At 60.2% G+C, this 24,542-nt stretch carries 24 protein-coding genes, 1 pseudogene and 1 other annotated feature; of the genes and pseudogenes, 10 read left to right on the forward strand and 15 right to left on the reverse strand.

Annotated features, from left to right (window positions below; all coding sequences use genetic code 11):
* Positions 1 to 30: 30 nt before the first annotated feature.
* The 9 genes from hisIE to hisL all read right to left on the reverse strand — a co-directional run bounded on the left by hisIE (position 31) and on the right by hisL (position 7,285).
* Complete coding sequence (gene hisIE / locus AC1M2H_RS09545) at positions 31 to 627, reverse strand: bifunctional phosphoribosyl-AMP cyclohydrolase/phosphoribosyl-ATP diphosphatase HisIE (RefSeq protein WP_480151188.1); 597 nt, start codon at positions 625 to 627, stop codon at positions 31 to 33.
* Positions 621 to 1,397 (reverse strand): imidazole glycerol phosphate synthase subunit HisF, encoded by a 777-nt coding sequence (gene hisF / locus AC1M2H_RS09550; protein WP_480151189.1) that lies wholly within the window; start codon positions 1,395 to 1,397, stop codon positions 621 to 623. Before hisF ends, hisIE begins: the two co-directional genes overlap by 7 nt.
* Positions 1,379 to 2,116 (reverse strand): 1-(5-phosphoribosyl)-5-[(5-phosphoribosylamino)methylideneamino]imidazole-4-carboxamide isomerase, encoded by a 738-nt coding sequence (gene hisA / locus AC1M2H_RS09555; protein WP_480151190.1) that lies wholly within the window; start codon positions 2,114 to 2,116, stop codon positions 1,379 to 1,381. Before hisA ends, hisF begins: the two co-directional genes overlap by 19 nt.
* The gene (hisH, locus tag AC1M2H_RS09560) at positions 2,116 to 2,706 is read right to left on the reverse strand and encodes an imidazole glycerol phosphate synthase subunit HisH (protein WP_480151191.1); all 591 of its coding nucleotides are present in this window, start codon (positions 2,704 to 2,706) and stop codon (positions 2,116 to 2,118) included. Before hisH ends, hisA begins: the two co-directional genes overlap by 1 nt.
* On the reverse strand, positions 2,706 to 3,773 hold the full coding sequence (hisB, locus tag AC1M2H_RS09565) for a bifunctional histidinol-phosphatase/imidazoleglycerol-phosphate dehydratase HisB (RefSeq protein ID WP_479463686.1): 1,068 nt from the start codon (positions 3,771 to 3,773) through the stop codon (positions 2,706 to 2,708). Before hisB ends, hisH begins: the two co-directional genes overlap by 1 nt.
* Complete coding sequence (gene hisC, locus AC1M2H_RS09570) at positions 3,770 to 4,831, reverse strand: histidinol-phosphate transaminase (protein WP_480151192.1); 1,062 nt, start codon at positions 4,829 to 4,831, stop codon at positions 3,770 to 3,772. The genes hisB and hisC overlap by 4 nt, the downstream gene beginning before the upstream one ends.
* The gene (gene hisD / locus AC1M2H_RS09575; protein ID WP_480151193.1) at positions 4,828 to 6,132 is read right to left on the reverse strand and encodes a histidinol dehydrogenase; all 1,305 of its coding nucleotides are present in this window, start codon (positions 6,130 to 6,132) and stop codon (positions 4,828 to 4,830) included. The genes hisC and hisD overlap by 4 nt, the downstream gene beginning before the upstream one ends.
* Positions 6,133 to 6,189: 57 nt before the next feature.
* The gene (hisG, locus tag AC1M2H_RS09580) at positions 6,190 to 7,089 is read right to left on the reverse strand and encodes an ATP phosphoribosyltransferase (protein ID WP_480151194.1); all 900 of its coding nucleotides are present in this window, start codon (positions 7,087 to 7,089) and stop codon (positions 6,190 to 6,192) included.
* Positions 7,090 to 7,136: 47 nt separating this feature from the next.
* Positions 7,137 to 7,259: a sequence feature (His leader region), on the reverse strand.
* The gene (gene hisL / locus AC1M2H_RS09585; protein ID WP_115193915.1) at positions 7,235 to 7,285 is read right to left on the reverse strand and encodes a his operon leader peptide; all 51 of its coding nucleotides are present in this window, start codon (positions 7,283 to 7,285) and stop codon (positions 7,235 to 7,237) included. It overlaps the preceding feature by 25 nt.
* A gap of 176 nt (positions 7,286 to 7,461) precedes the next feature.
* Between hisL and AC1M2H_RS09590 the strand changes: the two genes are divergently transcribed.
* The 3 genes from AC1M2H_RS09590 to AC1M2H_RS09600 all read left to right on the forward strand — a co-directional run bounded on the left by AC1M2H_RS09590 (position 7,462) and on the right by AC1M2H_RS09600 (position 10,863).
* Complete coding sequence (locus AC1M2H_RS09590) at positions 7,462 to 8,286, forward strand: SDR family oxidoreductase (protein ID WP_480151195.1); 825 nt, start codon at positions 7,462 to 7,464, stop codon at positions 8,284 to 8,286.
* 38 nt (positions 8,287 to 8,324) lie between these two features.
* Entirely contained in the window at positions 8,325 to 9,215 is an 891-nt protein-coding gene (locus AC1M2H_RS09595) for a LysR family transcriptional regulator (RefSeq protein WP_480151196.1), read from the forward strand.
* Between the two features lie 289 nt (positions 9,216 to 9,504).
* Positions 9,505 to 10,863: an APC family permease gene (locus AC1M2H_RS09600; RefSeq protein ID WP_480151197.1), complete on the forward strand. Its 1,359-nt coding sequence runs from the start codon at positions 9,505 to 9,507 to the stop codon at positions 10,861 to 10,863.
* Between the two features lie 54 nt (positions 10,864 to 10,917).
* On the opposite strand, the gene AC1M2H_RS09605 is transcribed toward AC1M2H_RS09600, so the two are convergent.
* Complete coding sequence (locus AC1M2H_RS09605) at positions 10,918 to 11,235, reverse strand: ArsR/SmtB family transcription factor (RefSeq protein WP_480151198.1); 318 nt, start codon at positions 11,233 to 11,235, stop codon at positions 10,918 to 10,920.
* 237 nt (positions 11,236 to 11,472) lie between these two features.
* On the opposite strand from AC1M2H_RS09605, the gene fusA reads away from it, so the two are divergent.
* Positions 11,473 to 13,575: an elongation factor G gene (gene fusA, locus AC1M2H_RS09610; protein WP_480151199.1), complete on the forward strand. Its 2,103-nt coding sequence runs from the start codon at positions 11,473 to 11,475 to the stop codon at positions 13,573 to 13,575.
* Positions 13,576 to 13,622: 47 nt separating this feature from the next.
* On the opposite strand, the gene sbcB is transcribed toward fusA, so the two are convergent.
* The gene (gene sbcB, locus AC1M2H_RS09615) at positions 13,623 to 15,047 is read right to left on the reverse strand and encodes an exodeoxyribonuclease I (protein WP_480151200.1); all 1,425 of its coding nucleotides are present in this window, start codon (positions 15,045 to 15,047) and stop codon (positions 13,623 to 13,625) included.
* A 172-nt stretch (positions 15,048 to 15,219) separates the two neighbouring features.
* Entirely contained in the window at positions 15,220 to 15,390 is a 171-nt protein-coding gene (locus tag AC1M2H_RS09620; RefSeq protein ID WP_480152070.1) for a hypothetical protein, read from the reverse strand.
* Between AC1M2H_RS09620 and dacD the strand changes: the two genes are divergently transcribed.
* Together dacD and AC1M2H_RS09630 are read left to right on the forward strand one after the other, a co-directional pair.
* The gene (gene dacD, locus AC1M2H_RS09625; protein ID WP_480151890.1) at positions 15,320 to 16,456 is read left to right on the forward strand and encodes a serine-type D-Ala-D-Ala carboxypeptidase DacD; all 1,137 of its coding nucleotides are present in this window, start codon (positions 15,320 to 15,322) and stop codon (positions 16,454 to 16,456) included. The genes AC1M2H_RS09620 and dacD overlap by 71 nt on opposite strands.
* A gap of 153 nt (positions 16,457 to 16,609) precedes the next feature.
* Positions 16,610 to 18,046 (forward strand): annotated as a pseudogene (locus tag AC1M2H_RS09630) (capsule assembly Wzi family protein).
* Here the strand turns inward: AC1M2H_RS09630 and AC1M2H_RS09635 are convergent.
* Positions 18,036 to 18,806: a molybdate ABC transporter permease subunit gene (locus AC1M2H_RS09635; protein WP_480151891.1), complete on the reverse strand. Its 771-nt coding sequence runs from the start codon at positions 18,804 to 18,806 to the stop codon at positions 18,036 to 18,038. The pseudogene AC1M2H_RS09630 and the gene AC1M2H_RS09635 sit on opposite strands and share 11 nt — an antisense overlap.
* Before the next feature lie 14 nt (positions 18,807 to 18,820).
* Complete coding sequence (locus AC1M2H_RS09640) at positions 18,821 to 19,735, reverse strand: extracellular solute-binding protein (RefSeq protein ID WP_480151892.1); 915 nt, start codon at positions 19,733 to 19,735, stop codon at positions 18,821 to 18,823.
* A 255-nt stretch (positions 19,736 to 19,990) separates the two neighbouring features.
* Here AC1M2H_RS09640 and sbmC point away from each other — a divergent pair, with 255 nt between their 5' ends.
* The 4 genes from sbmC (at position 19,991) to cobT (ending at position 23,344) form a co-directional block, all read left to right on the forward strand.
* The gene (gene sbmC, locus AC1M2H_RS09645) at positions 19,991 to 20,464 is read left to right on the forward strand and encodes a DNA gyrase inhibitor SbmC (protein WP_480151201.1); all 474 of its coding nucleotides are present in this window, start codon (positions 19,991 to 19,993) and stop codon (positions 20,462 to 20,464) included.
* A gap of 99 nt (positions 20,465 to 20,563) precedes the next feature.
* The gene (locus tag AC1M2H_RS09650; RefSeq protein WP_480151202.1) at positions 20,564 to 21,622 is read left to right on the forward strand and encodes an FUSC family protein; all 1,059 of its coding nucleotides are present in this window, start codon (positions 20,564 to 20,566) and stop codon (positions 21,620 to 21,622) included.
* 167 nt (positions 21,623 to 21,789) lie between these two features.
* Positions 21,790 to 22,113, forward strand: coding sequence for a DUF496 family protein (locus AC1M2H_RS09655; protein WP_041146350.1), 324 nt, complete (start codon positions 21,790 to 21,792; stop codon positions 22,111 to 22,113).
* Positions 22,114 to 22,285: 172 nt separating this feature from the next.
* On the forward strand, positions 22,286 to 23,344 hold the full coding sequence (gene cobT / locus AC1M2H_RS09660) for a nicotinate-nucleotide--dimethylbenzimidazole phosphoribosyltransferase (RefSeq protein ID WP_480151203.1): 1,059 nt from the start codon (positions 22,286 to 22,288) through the stop codon (positions 23,342 to 23,344).
* Between the two features lie 42 nt (positions 23,345 to 23,386).
* On the opposite strand, the gene AC1M2H_RS09665 is transcribed toward cobT, so the two are convergent.
* Positions 23,387 to 24,496: an adenosylhomocysteinase gene (locus AC1M2H_RS09665; RefSeq protein ID WP_480151204.1), complete on the reverse strand. Its 1,110-nt coding sequence runs from the start codon at positions 24,494 to 24,496 to the stop codon at positions 23,387 to 23,389.
* Positions 24,497 to 24,542 lie beyond the last annotated feature (46 nt).

Consider the following 24,542-nt stretch of genomic DNA (forward strand, 5'->3'; position numbering starts at 1 on the left):
TAGCCCCCGCGAGTGCGGGGGCGAAAGGGATCAGTGACGACTCTTCAGATTATTAATCACATCAGTCAAATCCAGCCCCTGATCCTGCAGCAGCACCAGCAGGTGATACACCAGGTCCGACGCCTCGTTCTTCAGCTCAAACTGGTCGTGTACCGTGGCGGCCAGCGCGGTCTCCACGCCTTCTTCCCCGACCTTCTGCGCAATGCGCTTGGTGCCGCTGGCGTACAGCTTCGCGGTATAGGAGCTCTCCGGGTCGGCGTGCTTCCGCTCGGCCAGCAGCTGCTCCAACTGATAGAGGAACAGCCACTGGTGTCCCGCTTCGCCGAAGCAGCTGGACGTGCCTTTATGGCAGGTTGGGCCAATCGGATTAACCAGCACCAGCAGGGTGTCGTTATCGCAGTCCGGAGTGATGCTCACCACGTTGAGGAAATTGCCGGAGGTTTCGCCCTTGGTCCACAGGCGCTGTTTGGTGCGCGACCAGAAGGTCACTTTACCGCTCTCTTCGGTCTTCGCCAGCGCTTCCTGATTCATATAGCCCAGCATCAGGACTTCGCCGGAAATAGCGTGCTGTACGATGACCGGCATCATGCCGTCGGTTTTTTGCCAGTCCAGCTGTTCAGTTAACATACCCTAATCTCCACGCCCCGTGCTGCCAGGTACGCTTTCAGTTCGCCAATATTAATAATCTGTTTGTGGAACACCGATGCGGCCAACGCGCCGTCGACGTTGGCGTCGCGGAAGGCTTCAAGGAAGTGCTCCATGGTGCCGGCGCCGCCTGAGGCGATCAGCGGCACGTGGCACACGGCGCGGACTTTGCTCAGCTGCGCAAGATCGTAGCCGTTACGCACGCCGTCCTGGTTCATCATATTCAGCACGATCTCTCCGGCGCCGCGCTTCTGCACTTCCTCTACCCAGGCGAGGGTTTCCCACTGGGTCACCCGCGTGCGGGCTTCGTCGCCGGTGTACTGATTCACGTGATACTTGCCGCTATCGGCGTCGAACCAGGTATCGATGCCCACCACGATGCACTGCACGCCGAAACGATCGGCGAGGCGGGTAATCAGCGTTGGGTCGGCGAGGGCAGGGGAGTTAATCGAAATCTTGTCTGCGCCAAAAGAGAGGATCTGCGCCGCGTCTTCCAGCGATTTAATCCCGCCAGCGACGCAGAACGGAATATCGATAACTTCCGCCACCCGGGAAACCCAGCTTTTATCGACCACCCGGCCGTCGCTGGAGGCGGTAATATCGTAGAACACCAGCTCATCGGCGCCTTCATCGGCGTAGCGTTTCGCCAGCGGGACGATGTCGCCGATGATTTCATGATTACGGAACTGCACGCCTTTCACTACCTGGCCATCGCGAACGTCGAGGCAGGGGATTATCCGTTTTGCCAGCATTGAATGGCCTCCGTTACGTTGAATTTACCTTCCAGCAGCGCGCGGCCGACAATCACGCCGCGCACGCCGGTTCCGCGCAGCGCGGCGATATCGTTAAGATCGCCGATGCCGCCGGAGGACTGGAACGCGACCTGCGGATAGCGGGCGCACACCTCTTCATATAAAGAGACGTTGGAACCGGCCAGGGTGCCGTCGCGGGAGATGTCGGTGCACAGTACGTGCTGCAGGCCAACCGGCAGATAGCTTTCCACCAGCTCCTCGAGGGTTATCCCGGAGTTTTCCTGCCAGCCGCTGACCGCCACCTGCTTATTCCCTGCGGCGTCGATACGCACGTCGAGCGCCAGCACCAGGTGCTGCGGGCCGAAACGTTTGAACCAGCCCTTCACCGTCTCCGGCGATTTTACCGCCGTAGAGCCTACCACCACGCGGGCGACGCCGGCATCCAGCAGGGCCGCGACATCCTCTTCCGTACGCACGCCGCCGCCGACCTGCACCGGCACGTTAACGCCGGCTACCAGGGTCTTGAGCAGCGCAATCTGCCGCTTTGCAGGATCTTTCGCGCCGGTGAGATCGACCAGATGCAGCACTTCTGCGCCCTGGGCGGCGTAGGACTGCAGGCGCGGCAGCGGATCGTTACCGTAGTCGCGCTGCTGGCCGTAATCGCCCTGATGGAGACGGACAACCGTGCCGTCAATTAAATCTAAAGCCGGAATTATCATCACATCTCCAGGAAGTTTTTCAGCAGCCGGGCGCCGGCGCTGCCCGAGCGCTCCGGGTGAAACTGCACGCCAAAAAAGTTATCTTGCTGTACCGCGGCGGTGAACGGCTCGCCGTAGTTGCACTGCGCGATGGTGTGCGGATTGACCGGCATCGCGTAGCTGTGGACGAAATAGAAATAGGCGCCGTCCTCGATACCGCTGAACAGGCGATTCCCCGCTTTCGGATACACGCGGTTCCAGCCCATATGCGGTAGCGGCAGCCCGTGGTCGGTCATCTTCGGCACGTCTTCATCAATAATGCCCAGCAGATCGACGCCGTTGCTCTCTTCGCTGCGCCGGCCAAGCAGCTGCATGCCGAGGCAGATCCCCAGCACCGGCTGGGTGCAGGCCTTCACCAGCTCAATCAGCTCGCGGTCGCGCAGCTGGTCCATCGCCGCCTGGGCGGTGCCCACGCCGGGTAAAAACAGCTTATCGGCGCGCAGCACCACGTCCGGATCGCGGCTCACCGCCGGCTGATAGCCGTGGCGGAGAATCGCCGACTTCACCGAATTGAGGTTGGCGCACCCGGTATCGAGGATCACCACGTTCATTACAGCACCCCTTTCGAAGATGGCAGCGTGTCGCCCTGCACGCGGATTGCCTGGCGCAGCGTGCGGCCAAAGGCCTTAAACAGGCTCTCGACGCGGTGGTGGTCGTTCTTGCCCTTGGTTTTCAGGTGCAGGGTTACCGCCATGGTGTAGGAGAGCGAACGGAAGAAGTGCTCCACCATCTCGGTGCTTAGGTCGCCGACGCGCTGATAGGCAAACTCTGCCTTATATTCGAGGTGCGGACGCCCGGAGATATCCAGCGCGCAGCGGGCCAGGCACTCGTCCATCGGCAGCACAAAGCCGAAGCGATTGATGCCGCGCTTATCGCCCAGCGCCAGCTTCAGCGCTTCGCCCAGCGCGAGGCCGGTATCTTCCACCGTGTGGTGATCGTCAATATAGAGGTCGCCACCGACGTTAATCTCGAGGCGGAAGCCGCCGTGGGTGGCGATCTGATCGAGCATATGATCGAAGAAGCCGACGCCGGTGTGGATTTTGCTGCCGCCTTCGCGATCCAGCCAGACCTTCACATCGACCTGGGTCTCTTTGGTATTGCGCTCAACGTGGGCGTAGCGGTCGCGGCGGGTAAGCTGCTCGCAAATGGTCGGCCAGTCGAGGGTCTCGCGGTCGTAGCGCAGGCCGATAATGCCCATATTGTCCGCCAGCTCAATGTCGGTGGCGCGATCGCCGATGACGTAGCTGTGGGCTTTATCCAGCACGCCTTCTTCCAGCCACGGCAGCACCAGCTGGGTTTTCGGCTTGCGGCAGTCGCAGCCTTCCGCCGGCAGGTGCGGACAAATCAGCACCTCTTCAAAGTTCACGCCCTGGGAAGCAAACACCTGCATCATCAGGTTGTGCGGGCCGTCGAACTCCGCCTGCGGCAGGCTCTCGGTGCCCAGACCATCCTGATTGGTGATCATCACCAGCCGGTAGCCTTCCTGCTGCAGCTTCAGCAGGGCGGGGATCACCTGCGGCTCAAAGGCCAGCTTTTCAAAGCGATCTACCTGAAAATCAACCGGTGGCTCGGAAATCAGCGTACCGTCACGGTCAATAAAGAGAAACTTCTGGGTCATACACTCTCCGCAGTCAAGGCATCAATTACGCGCTGGCTCTCTGCACGGGTACCGACAGTGATACGCAAACAGCCGCTTAATGAGGGTTGTTTATTCTGGTCTCGTAAGATAATGCCCTGATCCCACAATGATTTAAACACCGCGCTGGAGGCTTTAATGCGCGCGAGGATGTAGTTGGTCTCGGAATCGAAAACCTGCTCAATGCAGGCGATACCGCGCAGCTGGCCAATCAGGTACTCGCGCTCCTCCACGATCTGCGCCACGCGGGCGCGCATGGCGGCAATCCCCTCGGCGTTGAGGGCCTGGGCGGCGATATCGGCGACCGGCGTTGAGAGCGGGTAGGGGGCGATAACCTTCATCAGCAGGTTAATTACCTCGGCGCTGGCCAGGGTAAAGCCGCAGCGCAGGCCGGCGAGGGCAAAGGCCTTCGACAGCGTGCGCAGCACCACCAGGTGCGGATAGTCGCTCAGCCAGCCGGCCAGCGTCGCCTGCGGGCAGAACTCGATATAGGCTTCGTCGGCGATGACAATCGCCTTGCCGCGGGTCATCTCCAGCAGCGCGCGCATATCGTCGGGGTTAATCACCTGCCCGGTCGGGTTGTTGGGGCTGCAGACAAAGACCACCTTCACGCCGTCGAGATTGGCGGCGATGCCGGGAAGATCGAGCTGCCAGTCGCTCAGGCTTGGCACCGTCCGGCGGTCCACGCCGAAGGTTTCGGTACTGACGCCGTACATCCCGTAGGTTGGCGGGCAGTAGAGCACCGCGTCCTGGCCCGGCTCGCAGAAGGCACGGATCACCAGCTCGATGCCTTCATCGGCGCCGCGGCTCACCAGAACCTGCTCTGGCTTCACTCCGGCATAGCGGGCGTAGTTCTCAATCACCGCTTTCGGCTGGCCTTCCGGGTAGCGGTTCAGCGTTTGCTGAGTGAGCTGAAACTCAACCGCGGTCGGGAATTCGTTGGCGTTGAGCCAGACGTCGCCTTTGCCGCCCAGGCGACGAGCAGACTGGTATGGCGTCAGGTCGCGCACGTTAGCGCGGGCTAAATCTTCGATGCTCATGCTTGCTCCTTTAGGGCTGCAACGCGCAGCGTCACGGCATTTTTGTGGGCGGTCAGGCGCTCGGCGGCGGCGAGAATTTCAATCGTTGACGCCAGGGCGGAAAAACCTTCGCGCGACAGCTCCTGCACCGTCATGCGCTTCTGGAAATCCGCCAGGCCGAGGCTGGAACAGGTGGCGGTATAGCCGTAGGTCGGCAGCACGTGGTTGGTGCCGGAGGCGTAATCGCCCGCCGACTCGGGCGACCAGTCGCCGAGGAACACCGACCCGGCGCTGGTGATGCTGTCGACCAGCTCACGGGCATTGCGGGTTTGAATAATCAGGTGCTCCGGACCGTACTGGTTGGAGATCTCCACGCACTGCGCGAGGTCGCGCGCCACGATGATGCGGCTGGCGGAGAGCGCCTCGCGCGCGGTTTCCGCCCGCGGCAGATCGGCCAGCTGGCGCTCAACGGCCTCGGCGACGCGGCGGCCCATTTCGGCGTCCGGGGTCAGCAGAATCACCTGCGAATCCGGGCCGTGCTCGGCCTGCGACAGCAGGTCCGACGCTACGAAGTCCGGCGTCGCGCCGCTGTCGGCAATCACCAGCACTTCGGACGGGCCGGCGGGCATATCGATTGCCGCGCCGTCGAGACGCTGGCTGACCTGGCGTTTAGCCTCGGTCACGAAGGCGTTACCCGGGCCAAAGATTTTGTCAACTTTGGCAATCGATTCGCTGCCAAAGGCCAGCGCCGCAATCGCCTGGGCGCCGCCGACGTTGAAGATATTCCGCACGCCGCACAGCCGGGCGGCATAGAGAATTTCATCGGCGATGGGCGGCGGGGAGCACAGCACCACCTGCTGACAGCCGGCGATGCGCGCCGGCGTCGCCAGCATTAAGACGGTCGAGAACAGCGGCGCCGAGCCGCCGGGAATATAGAGGCCGACGGAGGCAATCGGTCGGGTGACCTGCTGGCAGCGCACGCCCGGCAGCGTTTCAACGTCCACCCCCGCAAGGCGCTGGGCGTTGTGGAAGGTTTCGATATTGCGTACCGCAACCGCCATCGCCTGTTTAAGCTCGTCGCTCAAGCGCTCGCCGGCGGCGTCGATCTCCTCGTCGCTGACTCTCAGCGCCTTGACCTCGGTCTTATCGAACTTTGCGCCGTACTCGCGCAGCGCCGCGTCGCCGTTTTGTTTGACGTTATCGAGGATCTCAGCAACGGTGCGCGTGATGCTGTCGGATGCGGAAATCGCCGGGCGCATTAATAGTTGTTGCTGTTGTTCGGCGCTGCGGCTGTTCCAGTCGATGATTGTGTTGAAGCTCATGGTTGTTTCCCCTGTTTAATCTCTGAGACAGGCCCGGCGGGGCCCGTGCTGGCTGGATTACTCCATCATCTTCTCAATCGGCAGCACCAGGATCGAGCTGGCGCCGAGCGCTTTCAGTTTTTCCATGGTTTCCCAGAACAGGGTTTCGCTGCTGACCATGTGCATCGCGACGCGCTGCTTATCACCGGCCAGCGGCAGAATCGTCGGCCGCTCGGCGCCGGGCAGCAGGGCCACCACTTCTTCCAGGCGCTCGGTCGGCGCGTGCATCATGATGTATTTCGATTCCCGGGCCTGGATCACGCCCTGAATACGGGTCAGCAGGCGGTCAATCAGCTGCTGTTTGCCGTCGGCCATGTCGCCGTCGCGCTGGATCAGACAGGCTTTGGAGCGGAACATCACTTCCACTTCACGCAGGCCGTTGGCTTCGAGGGTGGCGCCGGTAGAGACCAGGTCGCAAATCGCGTCGGCGAGGCCGGCGCGCGGGGCGACTTCAACGGAGCCGTTCAGCAGGCAGGACTTAAAGGAAATCCCTTTCTGGTCGAGGTAGCGCTTCAGCAGGTGCGGGTAGGAGGTGGCGATACGCTTGCCGTCCAGCGCCGCCGGGCCGTCCCAGCGCTCGTCCGCCGGCGTGGCCAGCGACAGGCGGCAGCCGCCGAAATCAAGACGGCGCAGGGTGAAGTAGCGCGGGTCTTCGCCCTGAGCGCGGCGGCTCAGCAGCTCTTCTTCCAGCACGTTTTCGCCGATAATCCCCAGGTCGACCACGCCGTCCATAATCAGGCCCGGGATATCGTCATCACGCACGCGCAAAATATCGATCGGCATATTTTCCGCCAGCGCAATCAGGCGCTGGGTGTGCAGATTCACTTTGATGCCGCAGCGGCTCAATAATTCGCGTGAATCTTCGCTCAGGCGGCCTGATTTTTGAATAGCTATGCGTAAACGGCTGTTGTCTAACATTCTTGTTTTCCTCTTTATACCTGTCTGAATCTGTCCGAATTTAATTCAAAAAAAAGCCCCCGGAAGTAAATCTTCCGGGGGCTCTCTTTGCGTTCATGCACCACTGGAAGATCCAAACGTCTTCCAGCACACATCGCCTGAAAGACTAGTCAGGATGATGGTGATGATGGTGGTTTTTAGATTGAACGCAGTTCATAAAATTCTCTTTGAATGACTATGCATTTGATGCCTTTTAACCTAAACCAGTTCAGCGACATAAAGCAAGGGCTTTTTACTATCATTAATTCATTTCATATTCACCGAAGAAATTGTCAGCCGCCGCCGGCTGGCGTAGCCTTAAGTCAGCGCAGCGAAAGAGCCAGGAGCCAGGATATGAAAAAGGTCGCGATTGTCGGATTAGGATGGTTAGGTATGCCCCTTGCGCTGTCGTTGATGGCGCGCGGGTGGGAGGTCACCGGCAGTAAGACGACGCAGGATGGCGTGGAGGCGGCGCGGATGTGCGGCATTGACGGCTATCCGCTGCGCCTTGAGCCCCAGCTGGTTTGCGACACGGAAGATCTGGATGCATTGATGAACGTCGATGCGCTGGTGATCACCTTACCGGCTCGCCGCACCGGGCCGGGGGAGGAGTTCTACCTGCAGGCGGTGCAGGAAATTGTGGATACGGCGTTAGCCCACCACGTTCCGCGAATCATTTTTACCAGCTCGACCTCGGTGTACGGCAACGCCAGCGGTATCTTAAAAGAGAGCGCCCCTCGCAATCCGCAAACCGCCAGCGGCAGGGTGCTTAAAGAGCTGGAGGACTGGCTGCATAACCTTCCGGGCACTTCGGTGGATATTTTACGCCTCGCCGGGCTGGTGGGGCCGTCGCGCCACCCGGGACGCTTCTTTGCCGGCAAGTCGGCGCCGGACGGGCAGCAGGGGGTTAATCTGGTCCATCTGCAGGACGTTATCGCCGCGATTGAGCTGCTGCTGCAGGCCCCGAAGGGTGGACACATCTATAATATATGTGCGCCAAAGCATCCCGCCCGCGGCGTCTTCTATCCGCAGATGGCCCGCGAACTTGGCCTCCCGGAACCGGTGTTTGCCGATAATCCGGACGGCGATACCGGCAAAATTATCGACGGCAATCGCATCTGCCACGAGCTGGGGTTTGAGTATCAGTACCCGGACCCGCTGGTGATGCCGATGGAGTAATCAGTCAGCGGGAGATCGCGAACCGTAAGGGGGCGGCGATGAAACCACTGCTGGATGTCCTCGTTATTCTCGATGCGCTGGAAAAAGAGGGGAGCTTTGCCGCGGCGTCGGCAAAGCTTTATAAAACGCCCTCCGCGCTGAGCTACACCATTCACAAGCTGGAAAGCGATCTTAATATTCAGCTCCTTGACCGCAGCGGACACCGCGCGCGCTTTACCCCCGTCGGGCAGCTGCTGCTGGAAAAGGGGCGTGAAGTGCTGCACACCGCCCGCGAGCTGGAAAAACAGGCGATTAAGCTGCACCAGGGCTGGGAAAACGCGCTGGTCATTGCCGTGGACGCCACCTTTCCCTTCTCTTTGCTGGCGCCGCTGGTGGGCCAGTTCTACCAGCAGCACAATCTGGCCCAGCTGCGCTTTTGTCGCGAGACGCCTCCCGACCGCTGGGAGGCGCTGGTCGAAGGGCGGGCGGATATCGTGCTGGGGGCGTTAAGCGATCCGCCGGCGCTCAGCGGCTACGGTTTCAGCCTGCTGGGCGAGCTGGAGCATGTTTTCGTCGTCGCGCCGCAGCATCCGCTGGCGCAGATGGCGGACCCGCTGAGCTGGAGGGGGATGAAGCGCCATCGCGCCATTATCTGCGGCGGCGGCTGGCCGTCCGCCGACGATCGGGAGCATCTGGCGGCATTTGATTACCCTGGCCAGCTGGCGCTGGTTTGCGCCGGTCTCGGCTGGGGCTACCTGCCGCGCTACCTGGTCGAGGGCCCGCTTGACCGCGGCGAGCTGATAATGAAAGAGGTCGCCGCCCATCAGCCGATACATCGGGCGTGGATTGGCTGGCATGAGGACGCTTGCGGCCTCGCCAGCGGATGGTGGCAGAATGCGGTTTTAGCAAATAATGCTATTCGCCGGATATACAATACTAAAATCGTATGAATATTAGTCTGTTAAATGACTCCTACAATTTTTTGACTCTTCAACGGCTTGTCATCCGGCCAGTAAATGTTGCAAAATACGCGGCCTGAAAAACAGAAACTAGCCGACGCTTTTTAAAGCGTCGGTTATTTTTTTGCTTTAAAGACACATCATTCAATACCAAGAGGCCGGGCTTCGTACCGGATAGATATTTACTAAAAACCGACAGTTGTTGTCGCTGAGGAATACACAGAAATGGGGCAATTTTTTGCTTACGCGATGGCTTTCGCCGTAAAAGGGGATGACCACAATGTCGCATAACGCTACTCCAAAAACCTCTCGCGTGGAATTACGTAAAACGCTTACGCTGATTCCGGTTGTCATGATGGGCCTGGCCTATATGCAGCCAATGACGCTGTTCGATACGTTTGGTATCGTCTCTGGATTGACCGACGGTCACGTTGCGACGGCCTACGCCTTCGCGCTGGTCGCGATTCTTTTCACGGCGCTGAGCTACGGTAAACTGGTTCGCCGTTTCCCGTCGGCAGGCTCCGCCTACACCTACGCGCAGAAATCTATCAGCCCGGCCGTTGGTTTTATGGTTGGCTGGTCATCGCTGCTCGACTATCTGTTTATGCCGATGATCAACATCCTGTTGGCGAAGATTTACTTTGAAGCGCTGATGCCTTCTATTCCGTCGTGGATCTTCGTCGTCGCGCTGGTCGGCTTTATGACCGTCTCTAACCTGCGCAGCATCAAGGCCGTGGCGAACTTCAATACCCTGATTGTGGTTCTGCAGATGGGCATCGTGGCGGTTATCGTCGGCCTGATCATCTACGGCATCATGCACGGTGAAGGCAGCGGTACGCTAACCAGCACCCGTCCGTTCTGGTCCGAAGGTGCCCACGTGGTGCCGATGATTACCGGCGCGACCATTCTGTGCTTCTCGTTCCTCGGCTTTGACGGCATCTCTTCTCTGTCTGAAGAGACCAAAGACGCAGAGCGCGTGATCCCGCGGGCTATCTTCCTGACCGCGCTGATCGGCGGGATGATCTTTATCTGTGCCTCTTATTTCCTGCAGCTGTACTTCCCGGATATCTCTCGCTTTAAAGATCCGGAGGCGTCGCAGCCTGAAATCATGCTGTACGTGGCGGGCAAAACCTTCCAGTGGGGCGTGCTGATCTTCTCCAGCGTCACCGTTCTGGCTTCCGGCATGGCCGCGCACGCGGGCGTTTCCCGTCTGATGTACGTGATGGGCCGCGACGGCGTCTTCCCGACCAGCTTCTTCGGCTACGTTCACCCGAAATGGCGTACCCCGGCGTTTAACGTCCTGCTGGTGGGCGCGATTGCGCTGCTGGCGATTAAATTCGACCTGGTGACCGCCACGGCGCTGATTAACTTTGGCGCGCTGGTGGCCTTTACCTTCGTTAACCTGTCGGTGATTTCGCAGTTCTGGATCCGCGAGAAGCGTAACAAGACTCTGAAAGACCACCTCAACTACCTGGTGCTGCCAACCTGCGGCGCGCTGACCGTAGGCGCCCTGTGGGTCAACCTGGAACAGAGCTCTATGGTTCTGGGCCTGATCTGGGGCACCATCGGCCTGGTCTACCTGGCCTGCGTAACCCGTCGTTTCCGCAACCCGGTTCCGCAGTACGAAGATATTGCCTGATTGCGCGTCAGGATAAAAAAAGCCGGGGGGAGACCTCCGGCTTTTTTGTTTCCGTCACGCCCGCGTTTCCTGGCGCATCACGCGGAGCAGCGTATCCAGCAGCCCCGGAAAACGCGCCTCCAGATCCTCCCTGCGCAGCGAAATCATATTCTCCCGTCCCTGCGGACGCTGCCAGATCACGCCGCTATCGCGCAGCACGCGCCAGTGGTGGGTCATGGTTGACTTGGCGACGTCCTCATGGCGCAGGGCGTTGCAGCTCTGCTCGCTGCCGTCGGCGAGGATGCGAATAATCTCCAGCCGCAGCGGGTTTCCAAGGGCAAAAAGCACGTTTTCAAGGCGGATTTGTTCACGTTCGGGGTGATTGGCGATCATAATATTCCTGTGTCGGCGGGGCGCTGCTCCGCGGAACGGCGCCCCGTATCGGCGGCTGGCCGGTAATATACCAAACTCAATCCCTAAAGCCACGCGCGCTGCCCGCAGCTTCAGCAATAGTAACGATAGCAAAAATAGTTCGAATATACTCGTACAGTTGTACTATGATAGAGGGCGTTAAACGAACCGCGGCCATTTCGCCGCTCACTGACAGTCAAAAATGACTAAGGACGCATCATGCCCCGACCCATCCCCCTCGAACGTTATCGCAACATCGGTATCTCCGCGCATATCGATGCCGGTAAAACCACCACCACCGAGCGCATTCTGTTTTATACCGGAATGAGCCATAAGCTGGGTGAAGTACACGATGGCGCGGCAACAACCGACTGGATGGCGCAGGAGCAAGAGCGTGGGATCACCATTACCTCCGCCGCGGTAAGCTGCTTCTGGCCCGGCATGGACCGCAGCTTTGAGCCGCACCGGATTAATATCATCGACACCCCCGGGCACGTCGATTTTACCATTGAAGTCGAGCGCTCCATGCGGGTGCTGGACGGCGCGGTGATGGTCTACGACTCCGTTGGCGGTGTGCAGCCTCAGTCGGAAACCGTCTGGCGGCAGGCGAATAAGTACCACGTCCCGCGGCTGGCCTTCGTCAACAAAATGGACCGCCCGGGTGCCGATTTCTTCCGCGTGGTGCAGATGATGATCGACCGCCTGAAGGCCAACCCGGTGCCGGTGGTGATTCCCGTCGGCGCCGAGGAGCATTTCGTCGGGGTTGTGGACCTTATCAAAATGCGCGCCATTTTGTGGGACGACGCGACCCAGGGGATGACCTTCAGCTATGCGCCGGTACCGGATTCGCTGATGGCAACCGCCCGCCAGTGGCGGGAGACAATGGTCTCCGCGGCGGCGGAAGCCAGCGATGAGCTGATGGACAAATATCTCGAAACCGGCGATCTGAGCGAGGCTGAGATCGTGGCCGGGCTGCGTAAGCGCACCGTTGCCGGCGAGATCCAGCCGGTGCTGTGCGGCAGCGCCTTTAAGAATAAAGGCGTCCAGCGGATGCTCGACGCGGTCGTCGAACTGATGCCGTCCCCGCTGGATATCCCGGCGATTCAGGGCGTTGACGAGCAGGGCCGGCCGGCGGAGCGTCATCCTGACGACAATGAACCGTTGTCGGCGCTGGCGTTCAAGCTGATGACCGACCCCTACGTGGGCCAGCTGACCTTTATCCGCGTCTATTCCGGTACCCTGAAGAAAGGGGATGCGGTCTATAACCCGGTTAAAGGTAAAAAAGAGCGTATTGGCCGCATCGTGCTGATGCACGCCAACGATCGCCACGAGGTGGACGAGCTGCACGCCGGCGATATCGCCGCCTGCGTCGGCCTGAAAGACGTCACCACCGGCGACACGCTGTGCGATCCGAACGCGATCGTCACCCTCGAACGCATGGAGTTTCCGGAGCCGGTGATTTCGCTGGCTATCGAGCCGAAAACCAAAGCGGATCAGGAGAAAATGGGCATTGCGCTGCAGCGCCTGGCGGCGGAAGATCCGTCGTTCCGCCTGCATACCGACGAGGAGTCGGGGCAGACGATTATTTCCGGGATGGGCGAGCTGCACCTGGAAATTATCGTCGACCGGATGCGACGCGAATTTGGCGTCGAGGCGAATATCGGCCGGCCGCAGGTCACCTACCGCGAGACGATCCGCAAAACGGTGAAAGAGGTGGAGGGCAAGTTTGTCCGCCAGTCCGGCGGCAAGGGGCAGTACGGCCACGTGGTGCTGACTCTCGAACCGCTGGAGCCCGGCAGCGGCTTCGTCTTTGAAGACGCCACCAAGGGCGGGGTGGTGCCGCGGGAGTACATTCCTTCGGTGGAAAAAGGCCTGCGTGAAGCGATGGGCACCGGCGTGCTGGCGGGCTATCCGGTAGTGGACGTCAAGGCGACCCTGACTTTTGGTTCGTACCACGACGTCGACTCCTCGGAAATGGCCTTCCGCATGGCGGCCATTTTTGGCTTCAAGGAGGGCGCGCGCAGAGCCGATCCGGTAATCCTCGAACCGGTGATGCACGTGGAGGTGGAAACCCCGGAGGAGTACGCCGGCAATATTATGGGCGATCTCTCCTCCCGCCGCGGCATGGTGCAGGGGATGGAAGAGCGCTTCGGCAGCCAGATCATTCGCGCCGACGTGCCGCTGGCCGAAATGTTCGGCTATTCCACGACCCTGCGCTCGATGTCCCAGGGGCGGGCGACCTACAGCATGGAGTTCCATCACTACGCGGAGGCCCCGCGTAACGTGGCGGAGGCGATTATCGCCAGCCGCGCGAAAGGGTAAATAATCGTTCCCGGCCCTGCGTCGCGCAGGCCGGGAATTTTTTTAGCCTACACAATTTCCTGCGCGTACTGCCACAGCGCTTTCACCAGCGTCAGCTTTTCATTAGCGTCCGCATACTGCTGCTGCAAGGTCTGCAGCTCATCGGCGTAGGCCTGTAAAAACTCCGGCGTAAACACTTCCCGACGATGCGCTAACCAGCGCTGCTGCTCGGCTTCATCGAGGCTGCCCGGGAAGTTTCGCGCGCGATAGTTAAACAGCAGGCGCGCGATGCGCGGGTCGGCAAAGGTAATGTCCAGCGCCGGCAGGTTGCGCGGCTCGGTCTCCAGCACAATCTTCATCGCCGCGCGGTCGGCATCGCTGAAGAAGCCGTTATAGAGCTGAGTATCGACGTTATCGGAAGGCACGAACGGCTCCGTCTCGGCAAAAATTGCCACCACTTTTTCCCGTACCTGCGGCTGGCCGCGCAGCAGCTGCAGGTTATCGAGGCAGCGCTGACGGTTGATGCCCAGACGCTCTGCGTCTTCCGGGCGCAGCGTATTGGCCTTGGCCAGCACCGGGCATTTGTTGAGGTGGACCAGCTTGACCGGTACCGCCGCCAGGTCGCCGAGATCGGCTTTGGCGGTATACAGCCGTTCGCGCAGGGCGTCGGCGTCCAGCTCCAGCAGCGGCGACATATCGCCGGCAAGGTCAACCATAATCACCGCATTGCGATTCTCCGGATGCCACGCCAGCGGAGCGACCCAGCTGGTGTTGCCGCGCGCGGCGCCGAACATCCCGGAGACGTGCACCAGCGGCGTCATCTGCGGCACGTCAATCAGCGTCGCCAGCTTGCGCTTATTGCGGAAGGTATAAAGGTAGTCGAACAGGCGCGGCTGCCGGGTTTTGACCAGCTTCGCCATAGCGATCGTGGCGTAAACGTCGGCCATCGCATCGTGGGCGTTGCTGTGCTCGATGCCGTTGGCCACCGTCAGATGTTCAAGGCGGAAACTGGGCAGGCCGTCATCGTTTTCCGGCCAGTTGATGCCTTCCGGGCGCAGCGCGTAGCAGGCGCGCATCACGTCCAGCAGATCCCAGCGCGAGTTATCGTGCTGCCAGCTCCAGGCGTAGGGATCGTAGAAGTTGCGGTAGAAAATGTTGCGGCTGACTTCGTCATCGAAACGCACGTTGTTGTAGCCCACAATGCAGGTCTTCGGCACCGTGAACAGATCGTGAATGCGGCGGGCAAAGGCGGCTTCGTTGTCGCCTTTGGCGATTGCTTCCTGCGGCGTGATGCCGGTAATCATCACCGCCTGCGGCTGCGGCAGATAGTCGTCGGCCGGCTTACAGTAGAACACCTCGGGCTCGCCGATGACGTTAAGATCCGCATCGGTGCGGATGGCGGCAAACTGCGCCGGCCGGTCGAGGGAGGGGCGGGTGCCGAAGGTTTCGTAGTCGTGGAACAAAAATCCGGGCTGATTGGCGCTATCTTGCATAGTCTGTCTATTTTCCGTGGTGGTTGGCATCCATACGCTAAATCGTTCGGGGTGAGCCACAAAGCCAGCGCACGTGCAGCTTGAAGTATGACGGGCTATGGTAAACGATTTGCCCGGCCATCAGAAGGGCGTCGGCCGCCCGGCGCGCTTATCGTGTCATATTTTCTTGCAATTAAACCATGATATGAAAGGAGAACTTCCGTAAAAAGGACGGCGGATCTGTAAATCTTGAGGATATGCCGTTGAAAGGCCGTTTTTTTATTGCCGTAACTTTGCTCGCTTCGAGCGTTTCCTGCGCTTTTGCCGCAAACGATTTTCCCGTCACCGTGACGCCGCCTTCCATTCAGGCAGGCTCCTGGGTGCTGATGGACTATACCACCGGTCAGATCCTGACCGCCGGTAATGAACACCAGCAGCGTAACCCCGCCAGCCTGACGAAACTCATGACCGGCTATGTGGTCGATCGCGCCATCGACAGCCATCGCATTACCTTTGACGATATGGTCACCGTCGGCAAAGATGCGTGGGCGAAGGGCAACCCGGTATTCGATGGTTCATCGCTGATGTTCCTTAAGCCCGGCGATCGGCTGAGCGTGCGCGATTTAAGCCGCGGGCTTATCGTCGACTCGGGCAACGACGCCTGCGTGGCGCTGGCCGACTACGTTGCCGGCGGCCAGCCGCAGTTCGTCGCCATGATGAACGAATACGTACAAAAGCTGCACCTGCAGGATACCCACTTTGAAACCGTCCACGGGCTGGACGCGCCGGGGCAGCACAGCTCGGCCTACGATCTGGCGGTGCTGTCGCGGGCGATTATTCACGGCGAGCCCGACGTGTACCATATGTACAGTCAGAAAAGCCTGACGTGGAACGGGATTACCCAGCAGAACCGCAACGGCCTGCTGTGGGATAAAACCATGAACGTCGATGGCCTGAAGACCGGCCACACCTCCGGCGCCGGTTTTAACCTGATTGCCTCCGCCGTCGACGGCCAGCGTCGCCTGATTGCGGTGGTGATGGGGGCCGAGAGTCCGAAAGGGCGCGAGCAGCAGGCGGCCAAGCTGCTGCACTGGGGCCAGCAAAACTTCGATACCGTCCAGGTCCTGCAAAAAGGCAAAAAAGTGGGCAGCGAGCCTATCTGGTACGGTGATAAGGAGCAGATCCAGCTTGGCACCGACCAGGACTTCTGGCTGGCGCTGCCGAAGTCGGAGGTTTCGCGGATTAAGGCCAAATATGTGCTGGATAAGAAAGATCTGGAAGCGCCGATCGCCGCCAATCAGCGGGTCGGCGAGATTTCGCTCTACGACGGTGATAAAGTGGTGGCCCACTGGCCGCTAGTGACTCTGGAAAGCGTCGGCAAGGGAGGCGTATTCTCGCGCATGAGCGATTATCTGCACCACAAGCTGTAGTCGTACCGCCGCTCTCCTGCAGAGCGGCATCCTTTCTCTCCCCACGCCGTTGTAGCGCCGGTTGGCGATTCGTTTAGTTTCACTCCATTACCTTACCTGCTCACCCTTAGGGAAATACGCCGGCGCCTGTGCGCCTGAAATGGAGCTGGGAAGATGAAACTTTTTGCGCGCAGCGCGCTTTCTTTGGCACTTTTTGCCGCTTTGAGTCCCGCGGCCTTTGCCTCCGGCCTGGTCCTGGCCGATGACGATCTGCGCAATGATTTAGCGTGGCTGACCGATCGCGGTACTCTCTCGCTGAGCCTGTCGACCTGGCCCCTGAGCGAAGAGGAGATCGGCCGCGCGCTGGCCAACGCCCATCCGACCACATCCGCAGAGCGGACGGTGTTGGGGCGGGTGAATCAGCGTCTGAGGGCGCTAAAAGCCGATCTGCGCGTCACCGGCTACAGCGCAACCGACAGGCCGGGAACGCCGCAGGGCTTTGCCGAGTTCCGGCCTGCCGACCACTCGCTCTCCGTCGCGCTGAATAACAGCGGCGAATGGTGGGACCTGCACCTGCAGGGCAATGTTGAAGGCGACAAGCGCATCGGCAATGGCTCCAGCGTTAACGCCAACGGCGCCTACGGGGCGGTGAAATTGTGGAACCAGTGGCTGGCGTTTGGCCAAATTCCACAGTGGTGGGGGCCCGGCTATGAGGGGAGCCTGATCCGTTCCGACGCCGCGCGGCCGATGACCGGCTTTTTGCTGTAGCGCGCCGAACAGCGGGCTCCGGAGAGCGCCTGGCTGAGCTGGATTGGCCCCTGGCAGTACCAGCTTTCCGCCAGCCAGATGAGCCAGTACGCGGCGGTACCGCATACTAAAATCTTTGGCGGCCGCCTGACGGTCTCGCCCTTTACCTCGCTGGAGCTGGGCGCCTCGCGCATTATGCAGTGGGGCGGCGAGGGCCGGCCCTCCTCCTTTGGCAGCTTCTGGGAGGGGCTCACCGGCCGCGATAACACCGGCGATTCGGTGGACGATCCCGGCAATCAGCTGGCGGGCTTTGATTTTAAACTGAAGCTGGCGCCGACGACGGGCTGGCCGGTGAGCGTCTACGGGCAGATGATTGGCGAGGATGAGGCCGGATATCTGCCGTCCGCCCATCTCTACCTCGGCGGGGTGGAAGGGCATCACCAGTGGAACAGCAACGCGATTAACTGGTATCTGGAGGCGCACGATACCCGCTCGAATATGGGGCGCACCAACTACATCTATAACCACTTTATCTATAAAGATGGCTACTACCAGCAGGGCTATCCATCAGGCGACGCGATGGGCGGCGACGGGCGTCTGTACGCCGGCAAGGTCGAGCTGGTGACGGAAGAGAATCAGCGCTGGAGCGCGCGGCTGGTCTACGCCGAGGTGAATCCGGAAAATCAGCGGATTAATAAGGCGTTCCCGCATGCCGATACCCTAAAAGGCGTACAGCTCGGCTGGAGCGGCGACATGACGCCTACCGTACGCCTCAGCACCTCCCTGTGGTACACCGATGCCAACCACAGCGACAGCGACGATCTGGGCGCCAGTATCGGGATTGAACTCCCCTTTAGCCTGTAGCCGCCGGCGGCGCTTTTCGCCGCCACGTCGCGCCTCTTCCCAGCGCAAAGCAGGCCAGCGGCAGAGGCAGGGTAACGATCAGCAGCATCCACAGCAGGGTATAGACCGCGTCAACGCCGTCGTTTTGCAGGTTGGTATAGAGTTTGACCGGGATCCCCTGGGGGAAATAGGCAAAGATCATCACGATGCCGAACTCGCCGACGGCGCGCACCCACGCCAGCGCCACCGCCGAGGCCAGCCCCGGCAGCGCCATCGGCAGGGCGAGAAAGCGAAAGCGATTCCAGCCCGTAGCCCCCAGCGTTTGTCCGGCCTCGAGGATTGCTTTCGGCACCGTGGCGAAGGCGGAACGGGCGACCACGATAAAGTAGGGCAGCGCGCCGTAGACCTGGGCGAGGACGAAGGCGGCGGGATTATTCACCAGCGTGACGCCTATCCGCGTCAGCCACTGCCCGGCCAGCCCGTAGGGGCCGTAGGCCGAGACCAGTAAAATGCCCATCGCCAGCGGCGGCGTTAGCAGCGGGATCATCAGCAGCAGTTCCGCCAGCAGACGCCGACGACCGCTGGCCTGCGACAGCCACCAGGCGGTCGGCAGGCCTATCGCCACGATCGTCACCAGCGCCAGGCACCCCAGCCCCATCGACACGAGGATCGCATCGTCGTCGCGCCAGGCCAGCCGCAGATGCTGCCACGGCGTGACGCTAATTAGGGTAATAAAGGGGACGCTGAGCAGCAGAGCCGCTAGCGCGAGCCAGCCGGCAATGCGCCCGGCGCGCTTTATCTGGCGTATAGGTTTTCCCCTTTCGCCGCGGCGTAGCCGTACTGTTTAAACAGCTGCTGCCCCTGCGCGCTTTGCATGAACTGGACGAATTTCTCCCCCTGTTCCACGCCGTTCGGCGCATTTTTCAGCACCGCGGCGTAGAAGACCAGCGGCTGAGTGTGCAGCGTCTGGTCCTTACCGGCGCTGTCCTTAATAGTGAAGCTAACGGTGTCGTACCACTGCTTCGCCATCGCCGGGTTGCTGAGGTTAATCTCATCGGGCAGGGCGACGTAGGGCAGATGAGCGGAGAGCACTTCGCTCTCGTAGCCCGCGGCGGCGTCAACCTGGCCGCTCTCCAGACGGCTCAGCAGGCCGCCCTCCTGATGGGTCTGCGCCGGGTTTTGCAGCTCGCCGAGGATTTTGTTACTGATGCCCGGCTGGTGGTAATACTTCTCGGCCAGCATCAGGGTAAAGACGATATTCTGGCCCTTAGGATCGACGTACGGGTCGGTACGGCCAAAACTGATGTCTTTCTGCGCCAGCAGGTTTAGCCACGAGGCGTCCTGGCTTTTATTGGCGGCGGCGAACCGCGCGGCGTATTTCCCTTTGGGGCTGTACGCGACCACCATGCTGGTGCTGGCGACCGGTATCGCCTCATCGATCAGCCCGGCGTCTTTGAGGATTTGCATCGGCCCCGGAGTGATGGAGACGAAAACGTCGGCGGTCAGCTTGTGGCTGGCCAGCAGGCGCGCCATGCCGTAGGCGCCCTGGCCTTGTCCCTGATAATCGCCGTTTTGCGCTTTGGCAAACGCCGGCCCTAGCCCCTGATCCATCACCTTACCCATCGAACCGGCATAGGTGACGCGAATATCCTGCGCCATCGCCGCATGAGCAAACTGCAGTGCCAGCACGGCTGCCAGCGTAAACTTCATTTTTCCGTGCATCGTTATCCCCATTCGTTATGTTTTTATTTACATAACGATTATCAATAATCCGCGCGGCGAAAACAATTTATCCAGAAGCGGTATTGAGGCGCGGTTGAAGTATCCGTTCTGCGTGCCGGCTTCCTGAATCATTTTTCCGCGCCGGCCAATGGCGACTCTGTGAATCCGCGCACATACTGTGTGTTAACTGCCTGCTACATTATATGTATATTTATACAGTATTTTATCAATCGCGGAGGCAATATGAACTACAGCGTTAAGTCCGTTGGCGCGCGTAAAATCGCCGGTTTTCATATGGTGGGGCCCTGGGAACAGACCGTTAAGCAGGGTTTTGAACAGCTGGCGGTATGGGTCAACACCCGCCAGATCCCGGCCCGGGAGTGGATCGCCGTCTATTACGACAACCCGGAGCAGGTTGCGGCAGAAAAGCTGCGCTGCGACACCGTGGTCACGGTGGACGACGATTTCGTCATTCCGGCCAATAGCGAAGGGGTGAACCTGAGCGAGATCGCCGGTGGAGAGTATGCGGTTGCCCGCGCGCGGGTGGTCAATCATGATTTCTCCACGCCCTGGCTGCAGTTCTTTGAGGACTTGCTGCAAAGCGAAGAGTACCAGCTGGCGGCAAAACCCTGCTTTGAGCTCTATCTTAATGACGGCAACCGCGACGGCCACTGGGATATCGAAATGTACGTGGCGGTTGAACGTATCGGCGGGTAGGCGCTTGTCCCTATAGTGAGAAAGGTTTTCTTACATTAGCGTGAGGCTTGCGATGAAAAAGCGGCTACAATCGGCCTTTTGTTTTTAGCGGAGAGGGTCGTGCGCGCTGATAAATCACTCAAGCCTTTTGAAATTCGCCTGTATCGGCATTACCGAATCGTACATGGCGTACGCATCGCGCTGGCTTTTGTTCTCACATTTCTACTGGTACGCCTGCTGAATGTACCGGAAGGCACCTGGCCGCTGATTACGCTGGTGGTGGTGATGGGGCCGATATCGTTCTGGGGCAACGTGGTGCCGCGGGCCTTTGAGCGTATCGGCGGCACCATCCTCGGCTCCGCGCTTGGGCTGGTGGCGCTCAAGCTGGAGCTTATCTCCTTACCCGTGATGGTGCTGTGGTGCGCGGTGGCGATGTTCCTCTGCGGCTGGCTGGCCTTAGGGAGAAGGCCCTATCAGGCGCTGCTGATCGGCATTACGCTGGCGGTGGTGGTAGGGGCTCCGCCGGGAGATATGAACACCGCGCTGTGGCGAAGCGGCGACGTTATCTTCGGCTCCCTGCTGGCGATGCTGTTTACCGGCATCTGGCCGCAGCGGGCGTTTCTGCACTGGCGTATCCAGATGGCAAACTACGTCACCGCCCTTAATCGCCTGTATCAGGCCGGGATCTCGCCAAACCTGGTCGAGCGTCCCAGGCTGGAAAAACACCTGCAAAAGGTCCTCAGCGACGTGGTGAAAATGCGCGGCCTGATTACGCCGGCAAGCAAAGAGACCCATATCCAGAAGGCTATTTTTGAGGCGATTCAGACCGTCAGCCGTAACCTGGTCTGTATGCTCGAGCTGCAGGTCAACGCTTACTGGGGCTCGCGGCCGGGGCACTTTGTGATGCTAAATTCCCGCACGCTGCGCGAAACGCAGCAGATGACCCAGCAAACCCTGCTGACCATCGCCCATGCCCTCTATGAAGGCAACCCGCAGCCGATCCGCGCCAATACTGAAAAGCTCAATGAGATCATCGCCGAACTGCGGCAGCTTATCAAAGAGCACCCGGGCGAAAACCTCGCGGAAACGCCGATCCACGGCTACGTCTGGCTGACGATAGAGCTGGCGCGCCAGCTTGAGCTGCTGTCGAATTTGATCTGTCGGGCGTTGCGTAAATAAAAGCCAGATGCGCGAGAACGACCACAGGTTGCTTCGATTCAGCAGCATTTAGGGTTATGATAACCCTAAAGGAAAAAACATTGTCATCAGCGACTGCTAACAGTTATGTTAGCCCTATATTGCAGTCGCTTTAGCGAATCCGAATCTCAAATATTAGGGGTATAAAAATGGAAACAACTAAGCCTTCTTTCCAGGACGTACTGGAGTTTGTTCGTCTCTATCGTCGTAAGAACAAGCTGCAGCGTGAAATTCAGGACGTTGAGAAAAAGATCCGCGATAACCAGAAGCGCGTGCTGCTGCTGGACAACCTCAGCGACTACATCAAACCGGGCATGAGCGTTGAAGCTATCCAGGGCATCATTGCCAGCATGAAGAGCGATTACGAAGATCGCGTTGATGATTACATCATCAAAAATGCTGAACTCTCTAAAGAGCGCCGCGACATCTCCAAAAAGCTGAAAGTTATCGGCGAAGCGAAGGTCGAAGAGTAATCTCCTCGATCCTGCCCGGCGTCGGTTCTCGCCGCCGGGAGTTATCCCCGGTACTCCCTCTGTACGACTCCTTTCTTCCGTATGGCGAACCGCCGTATAACGCGGGTTGCCGGCCCGAGCGTAGAAAATACGCGCGCAACGGTCCGCCCCCTAAAGCGCTACGAGGAACATCATGGATACACTTTCGGCCCTCATTGCCGACATTCCGCCGCCGGATCGCCCGGCGATGGCCCGGGCGCAGCGGCATCTTGACGGTTTATTAAAACCGCCCGGTAGTCTCGGCCGCCTGGAGGCGCTGGCCGTACAGCTGGCGGGTATGCCGGGGCTGAAAGGTCAGCTGCGGCTGGCAGAAAAAGCCATCGTGGTGATGTGCGCCGATCACGGCGTCTGGCATGAGGGCGTGACTATCTCACCCCGGGCGGTTACCGCGATTCAGGCGATAAATATGACCCGGCAAAATACCGGCGTTTGCGTTCTGGCAGCGCAGGCGGGGGCAAAAGTCCGGGTGGTTGACGCCGGGATCGACGCGGAGCCGATCCCCGGCCTTGTCGACTTAAAAGCGGCACGAGGCAGCGGCAATATTGCGCAAACGGCGGCCATGAGCCGCGAGCAGGCGACGGCGCTGCTGCTGGCGAGCATCCGCTATACCCGCGAGCTGGCGTCTCAGAGCGTGACGCTGTTCGGCGTCGGCGAACTGGGTATGGCGAACACCACGCCGGCGGCGGCGGTGGTGAGCGTGCTCACCGGGCGCGATGCGCAGGATACCGTCGGCATCGGCGCCAATCTGCCGGTGTCGCAGCTGGCGCATAAGGCGGAGGTGGTGCGTCGGGCCATTGCCGTCAATCAGCCGCGGGCTGAGGATGGACTCGACGTGCTGGCAAAGGTTGGCGGTTTCGATCTGGTTGGTATGACCGGCGTCATGCTCGGGGCGGCATCCTGCGGGCTGCCGGTGGTGCTGGACGGATATCTCTCCTGCGCGGCGGCGCTGGCGGCCTGCCGTATTGCGCCTGCCGTTCATCCCTATCTGATCCCCTCGCATCTGTCGGCGGAAAAGGGGGCGCGCATTGCGCTTGAGCATCTGCAGCTTGAGCCGTATCTGGATATGGGGATGCGTCTGGGCGAGGGGAGCGGCGCGGCGCTGGCTATGCACCTGGTAGAGGCCGCCTGTCGGGTGTTTAACGAAATGGGGACCCTGGCGGAGAGCAATATCGTCCTGCCGGAGAGCCGTTAACCGCCGAGCAGGGCGCCGCCAGGCGCCCTGTTGCCATCCGGCCTACAGCGCTTTTTGCCACACGCTCTGCGGCAGCAGATAGACTTCGGCTTCGGCCTTCATGCCGTCGGTCACGATATGGTGGATGCCGCTGGCCATTACCGCCAGGGTCACGTCAAACGCGTTCAGGCTATCGCCAAAACCGGCGGTCAGGTTGAGCATCGAACCGTTGGCCATCAGGTAAACGGTTTTACCATGCATTTGATAGGCGTTGATATACGGCATCACCACTTCATGGCTGAACTGGCGCAGGTAGCCGCAGTCAATCTCTTCCGCAACGTGGCCGACGTTAAGGATAAATACCCCGTCTTTCGCTCTATCCAGCGCGCTGCTGTTAACTACCTTTTTCGCGCCGGTTGCCGTAGCGACGACGTCAGCGGCAGCCATAGCCTCCTGCAGTTCGACGACGTGCCAGCCGTCGTAAGCCGCCTGCAGGCGACGGGCGGGGTCGATTTCGGCGACCATCACCTGGCCCCCGAAGGCTTTTGCGGCGGCGGCAACGCCCTGGCCCACCAGGCCATAGCCGATCACCAGCACCTTTTTCTCATGCAGCGTGAGATGGGTGGTCTGGAAGAAGGTATGCCAGGCGGTCAGACCGACCATGTGGCGGTTATGCAGGCCCTCTTTAACCGGCAGATCGTCCCAGTTAAAAATCGGATACCCCGGGCGAATATCGCCCAGCCGGCTGACGCCGGAACCGGTCGCTTCCAGCCCGGCCACGATATTGCCAAATTCGCCGCGCCGGTGGAGCAGGGTGGTGATATCGGCCCCCATTTCACACAGGTGCGTCGGCCCCCAGGCGATGGCCTTTTCCCACGACCGCTGCCAGTCGGCGTCGCTCATATCGCGCCAGGCGCTGGCCTCGGCTCCGCGTGCCACCAGCCAGCTGACGACTTCGTCCTGTACGGTGGTTGGGTTGCAGGTGGTTAAAAAGACCTGCGCGCCCTTCTCCAGAAGGCCCTGCACCAGCGGGATCATTTTCATATCCAGATGCATACAGCAGGCCAGTCGAACCTGGCTCAGGTCGGGAAGCGCGGCCACCTGGCGCAGGGTACGCGGCATGTTCTGGCTGGCCCATGCCACTTCTTTCTCTAAATTAATATTATTATTCAACGTATTATGCCTTCAATCCGTAGAGTGGGTGAAATACTGAACGGGG

This window comes from Klebsiella sp. F11, from assembly GCF_056712265.1.

Excerpts from the sequence above, each read along its gene's own strand:
- hisIE (WP_480151188.1), bottom strand. The coding sequence starts at position 627 with ATGTTAACTGAACAGCTGGACTGGCAAAAAACCGACGGCATGATGCCG.
- hisF (WP_480151189.1), bottom strand. The coding sequence starts at position 1,397 with ATGCTGGCAAAACGGATAATCCCCTGCCTCGACGTTCGCGATGGCCAG.
- hisA (WP_480151190.1), bottom strand. The coding sequence starts at position 2,116 with ATGATAATTCCGGCTTTAGATTTAATTGACGGCACGGTTGTCCGTCTC.
- hisH (WP_480151191.1), bottom strand. The coding sequence starts at position 2,706 with ATGAACGTGGTGATCCTCGATACCGGGTGCGCCAACCTCAATTCGGTG.
- hisB (WP_479463686.1), bottom strand. The coding sequence starts at position 3,773 with ATGACCCAGAAGTTTCTCTTTATTGACCGTGACGGTACGCTGATTTCC.
- hisC (WP_480151192.1), bottom strand. The coding sequence starts at position 4,831 with ATGAGCATCGAAGATTTAGCCCGCGCTAACGTGCGCGACCTGACGCCA.
- hisD (WP_480151193.1), bottom strand. The coding sequence starts at position 6,132 with ATGAGCTTCAACACAATCATCGACTGGAACAGCCGCAGCGCCGAACAA.
- hisG (WP_480151194.1), bottom strand. The coding sequence starts at position 7,089 with ATGTTAGACAACAGCCGTTTACGCATAGCTATTCAAAAATCAGGCCGC.
- AC1M2H_RS09590 (WP_480151195.1), top strand. The coding sequence starts at position 7,462 with ATGAAAAAGGTCGCGATTGTCGGATTAGGATGGTTAGGTATGCCCCTT.
- AC1M2H_RS09595 (WP_480151196.1), top strand. The coding sequence starts at position 8,325 with ATGAAACCACTGCTGGATGTCCTCGTTATTCTCGATGCGCTGGAAAAA.
- AC1M2H_RS09600 (WP_480151197.1), top strand. The coding sequence starts at position 9,505 with ATGTCGCATAACGCTACTCCAAAAACCTCTCGCGTGGAATTACGTAAA.
- AC1M2H_RS09605 (WP_480151198.1), bottom strand. The coding sequence starts at position 11,235 with ATGATCGCCAATCACCCCGAACGTGAACAAATCCGCCTTGAAAACGTG.
- fusA (WP_480151199.1), top strand. The coding sequence starts at position 11,473 with ATGCCCCGACCCATCCCCCTCGAACGTTATCGCAACATCGGTATCTCC.
- sbcB (WP_480151200.1), bottom strand. The coding sequence starts at position 15,047 with ATGCAAGATAGCGCCAATCAGCCCGGATTTTTGTTCCACGACTACGAA.
- AC1M2H_RS09620 (WP_480152070.1), bottom strand. The coding sequence starts at position 15,390 with ATGGAAGGCGGCGTCACGGTGACGGGAAAATCGTTTGCGGCAAAAGCG.
- AC1M2H_RS09640 (WP_480151892.1), bottom strand. The coding sequence starts at position 19,735 with ATGAAGTTTACGCTGGCAGCCGTGCTGGCACTGCAGTTTGCTCATGCG.
- sbmC (WP_480151201.1), top strand. The coding sequence starts at position 19,991 with ATGAACTACAGCGTTAAGTCCGTTGGCGCGCGTAAAATCGCCGGTTTT.
- AC1M2H_RS09655 (WP_041146350.1), top strand. The coding sequence starts at position 21,790 with ATGGAAACAACTAAGCCTTCTTTCCAGGACGTACTGGAGTTTGTTCGT.
- cobT (WP_480151203.1), top strand. The coding sequence starts at position 22,286 with ATGGATACACTTTCGGCCCTCATTGCCGACATTCCGCCGCCGGATCGC.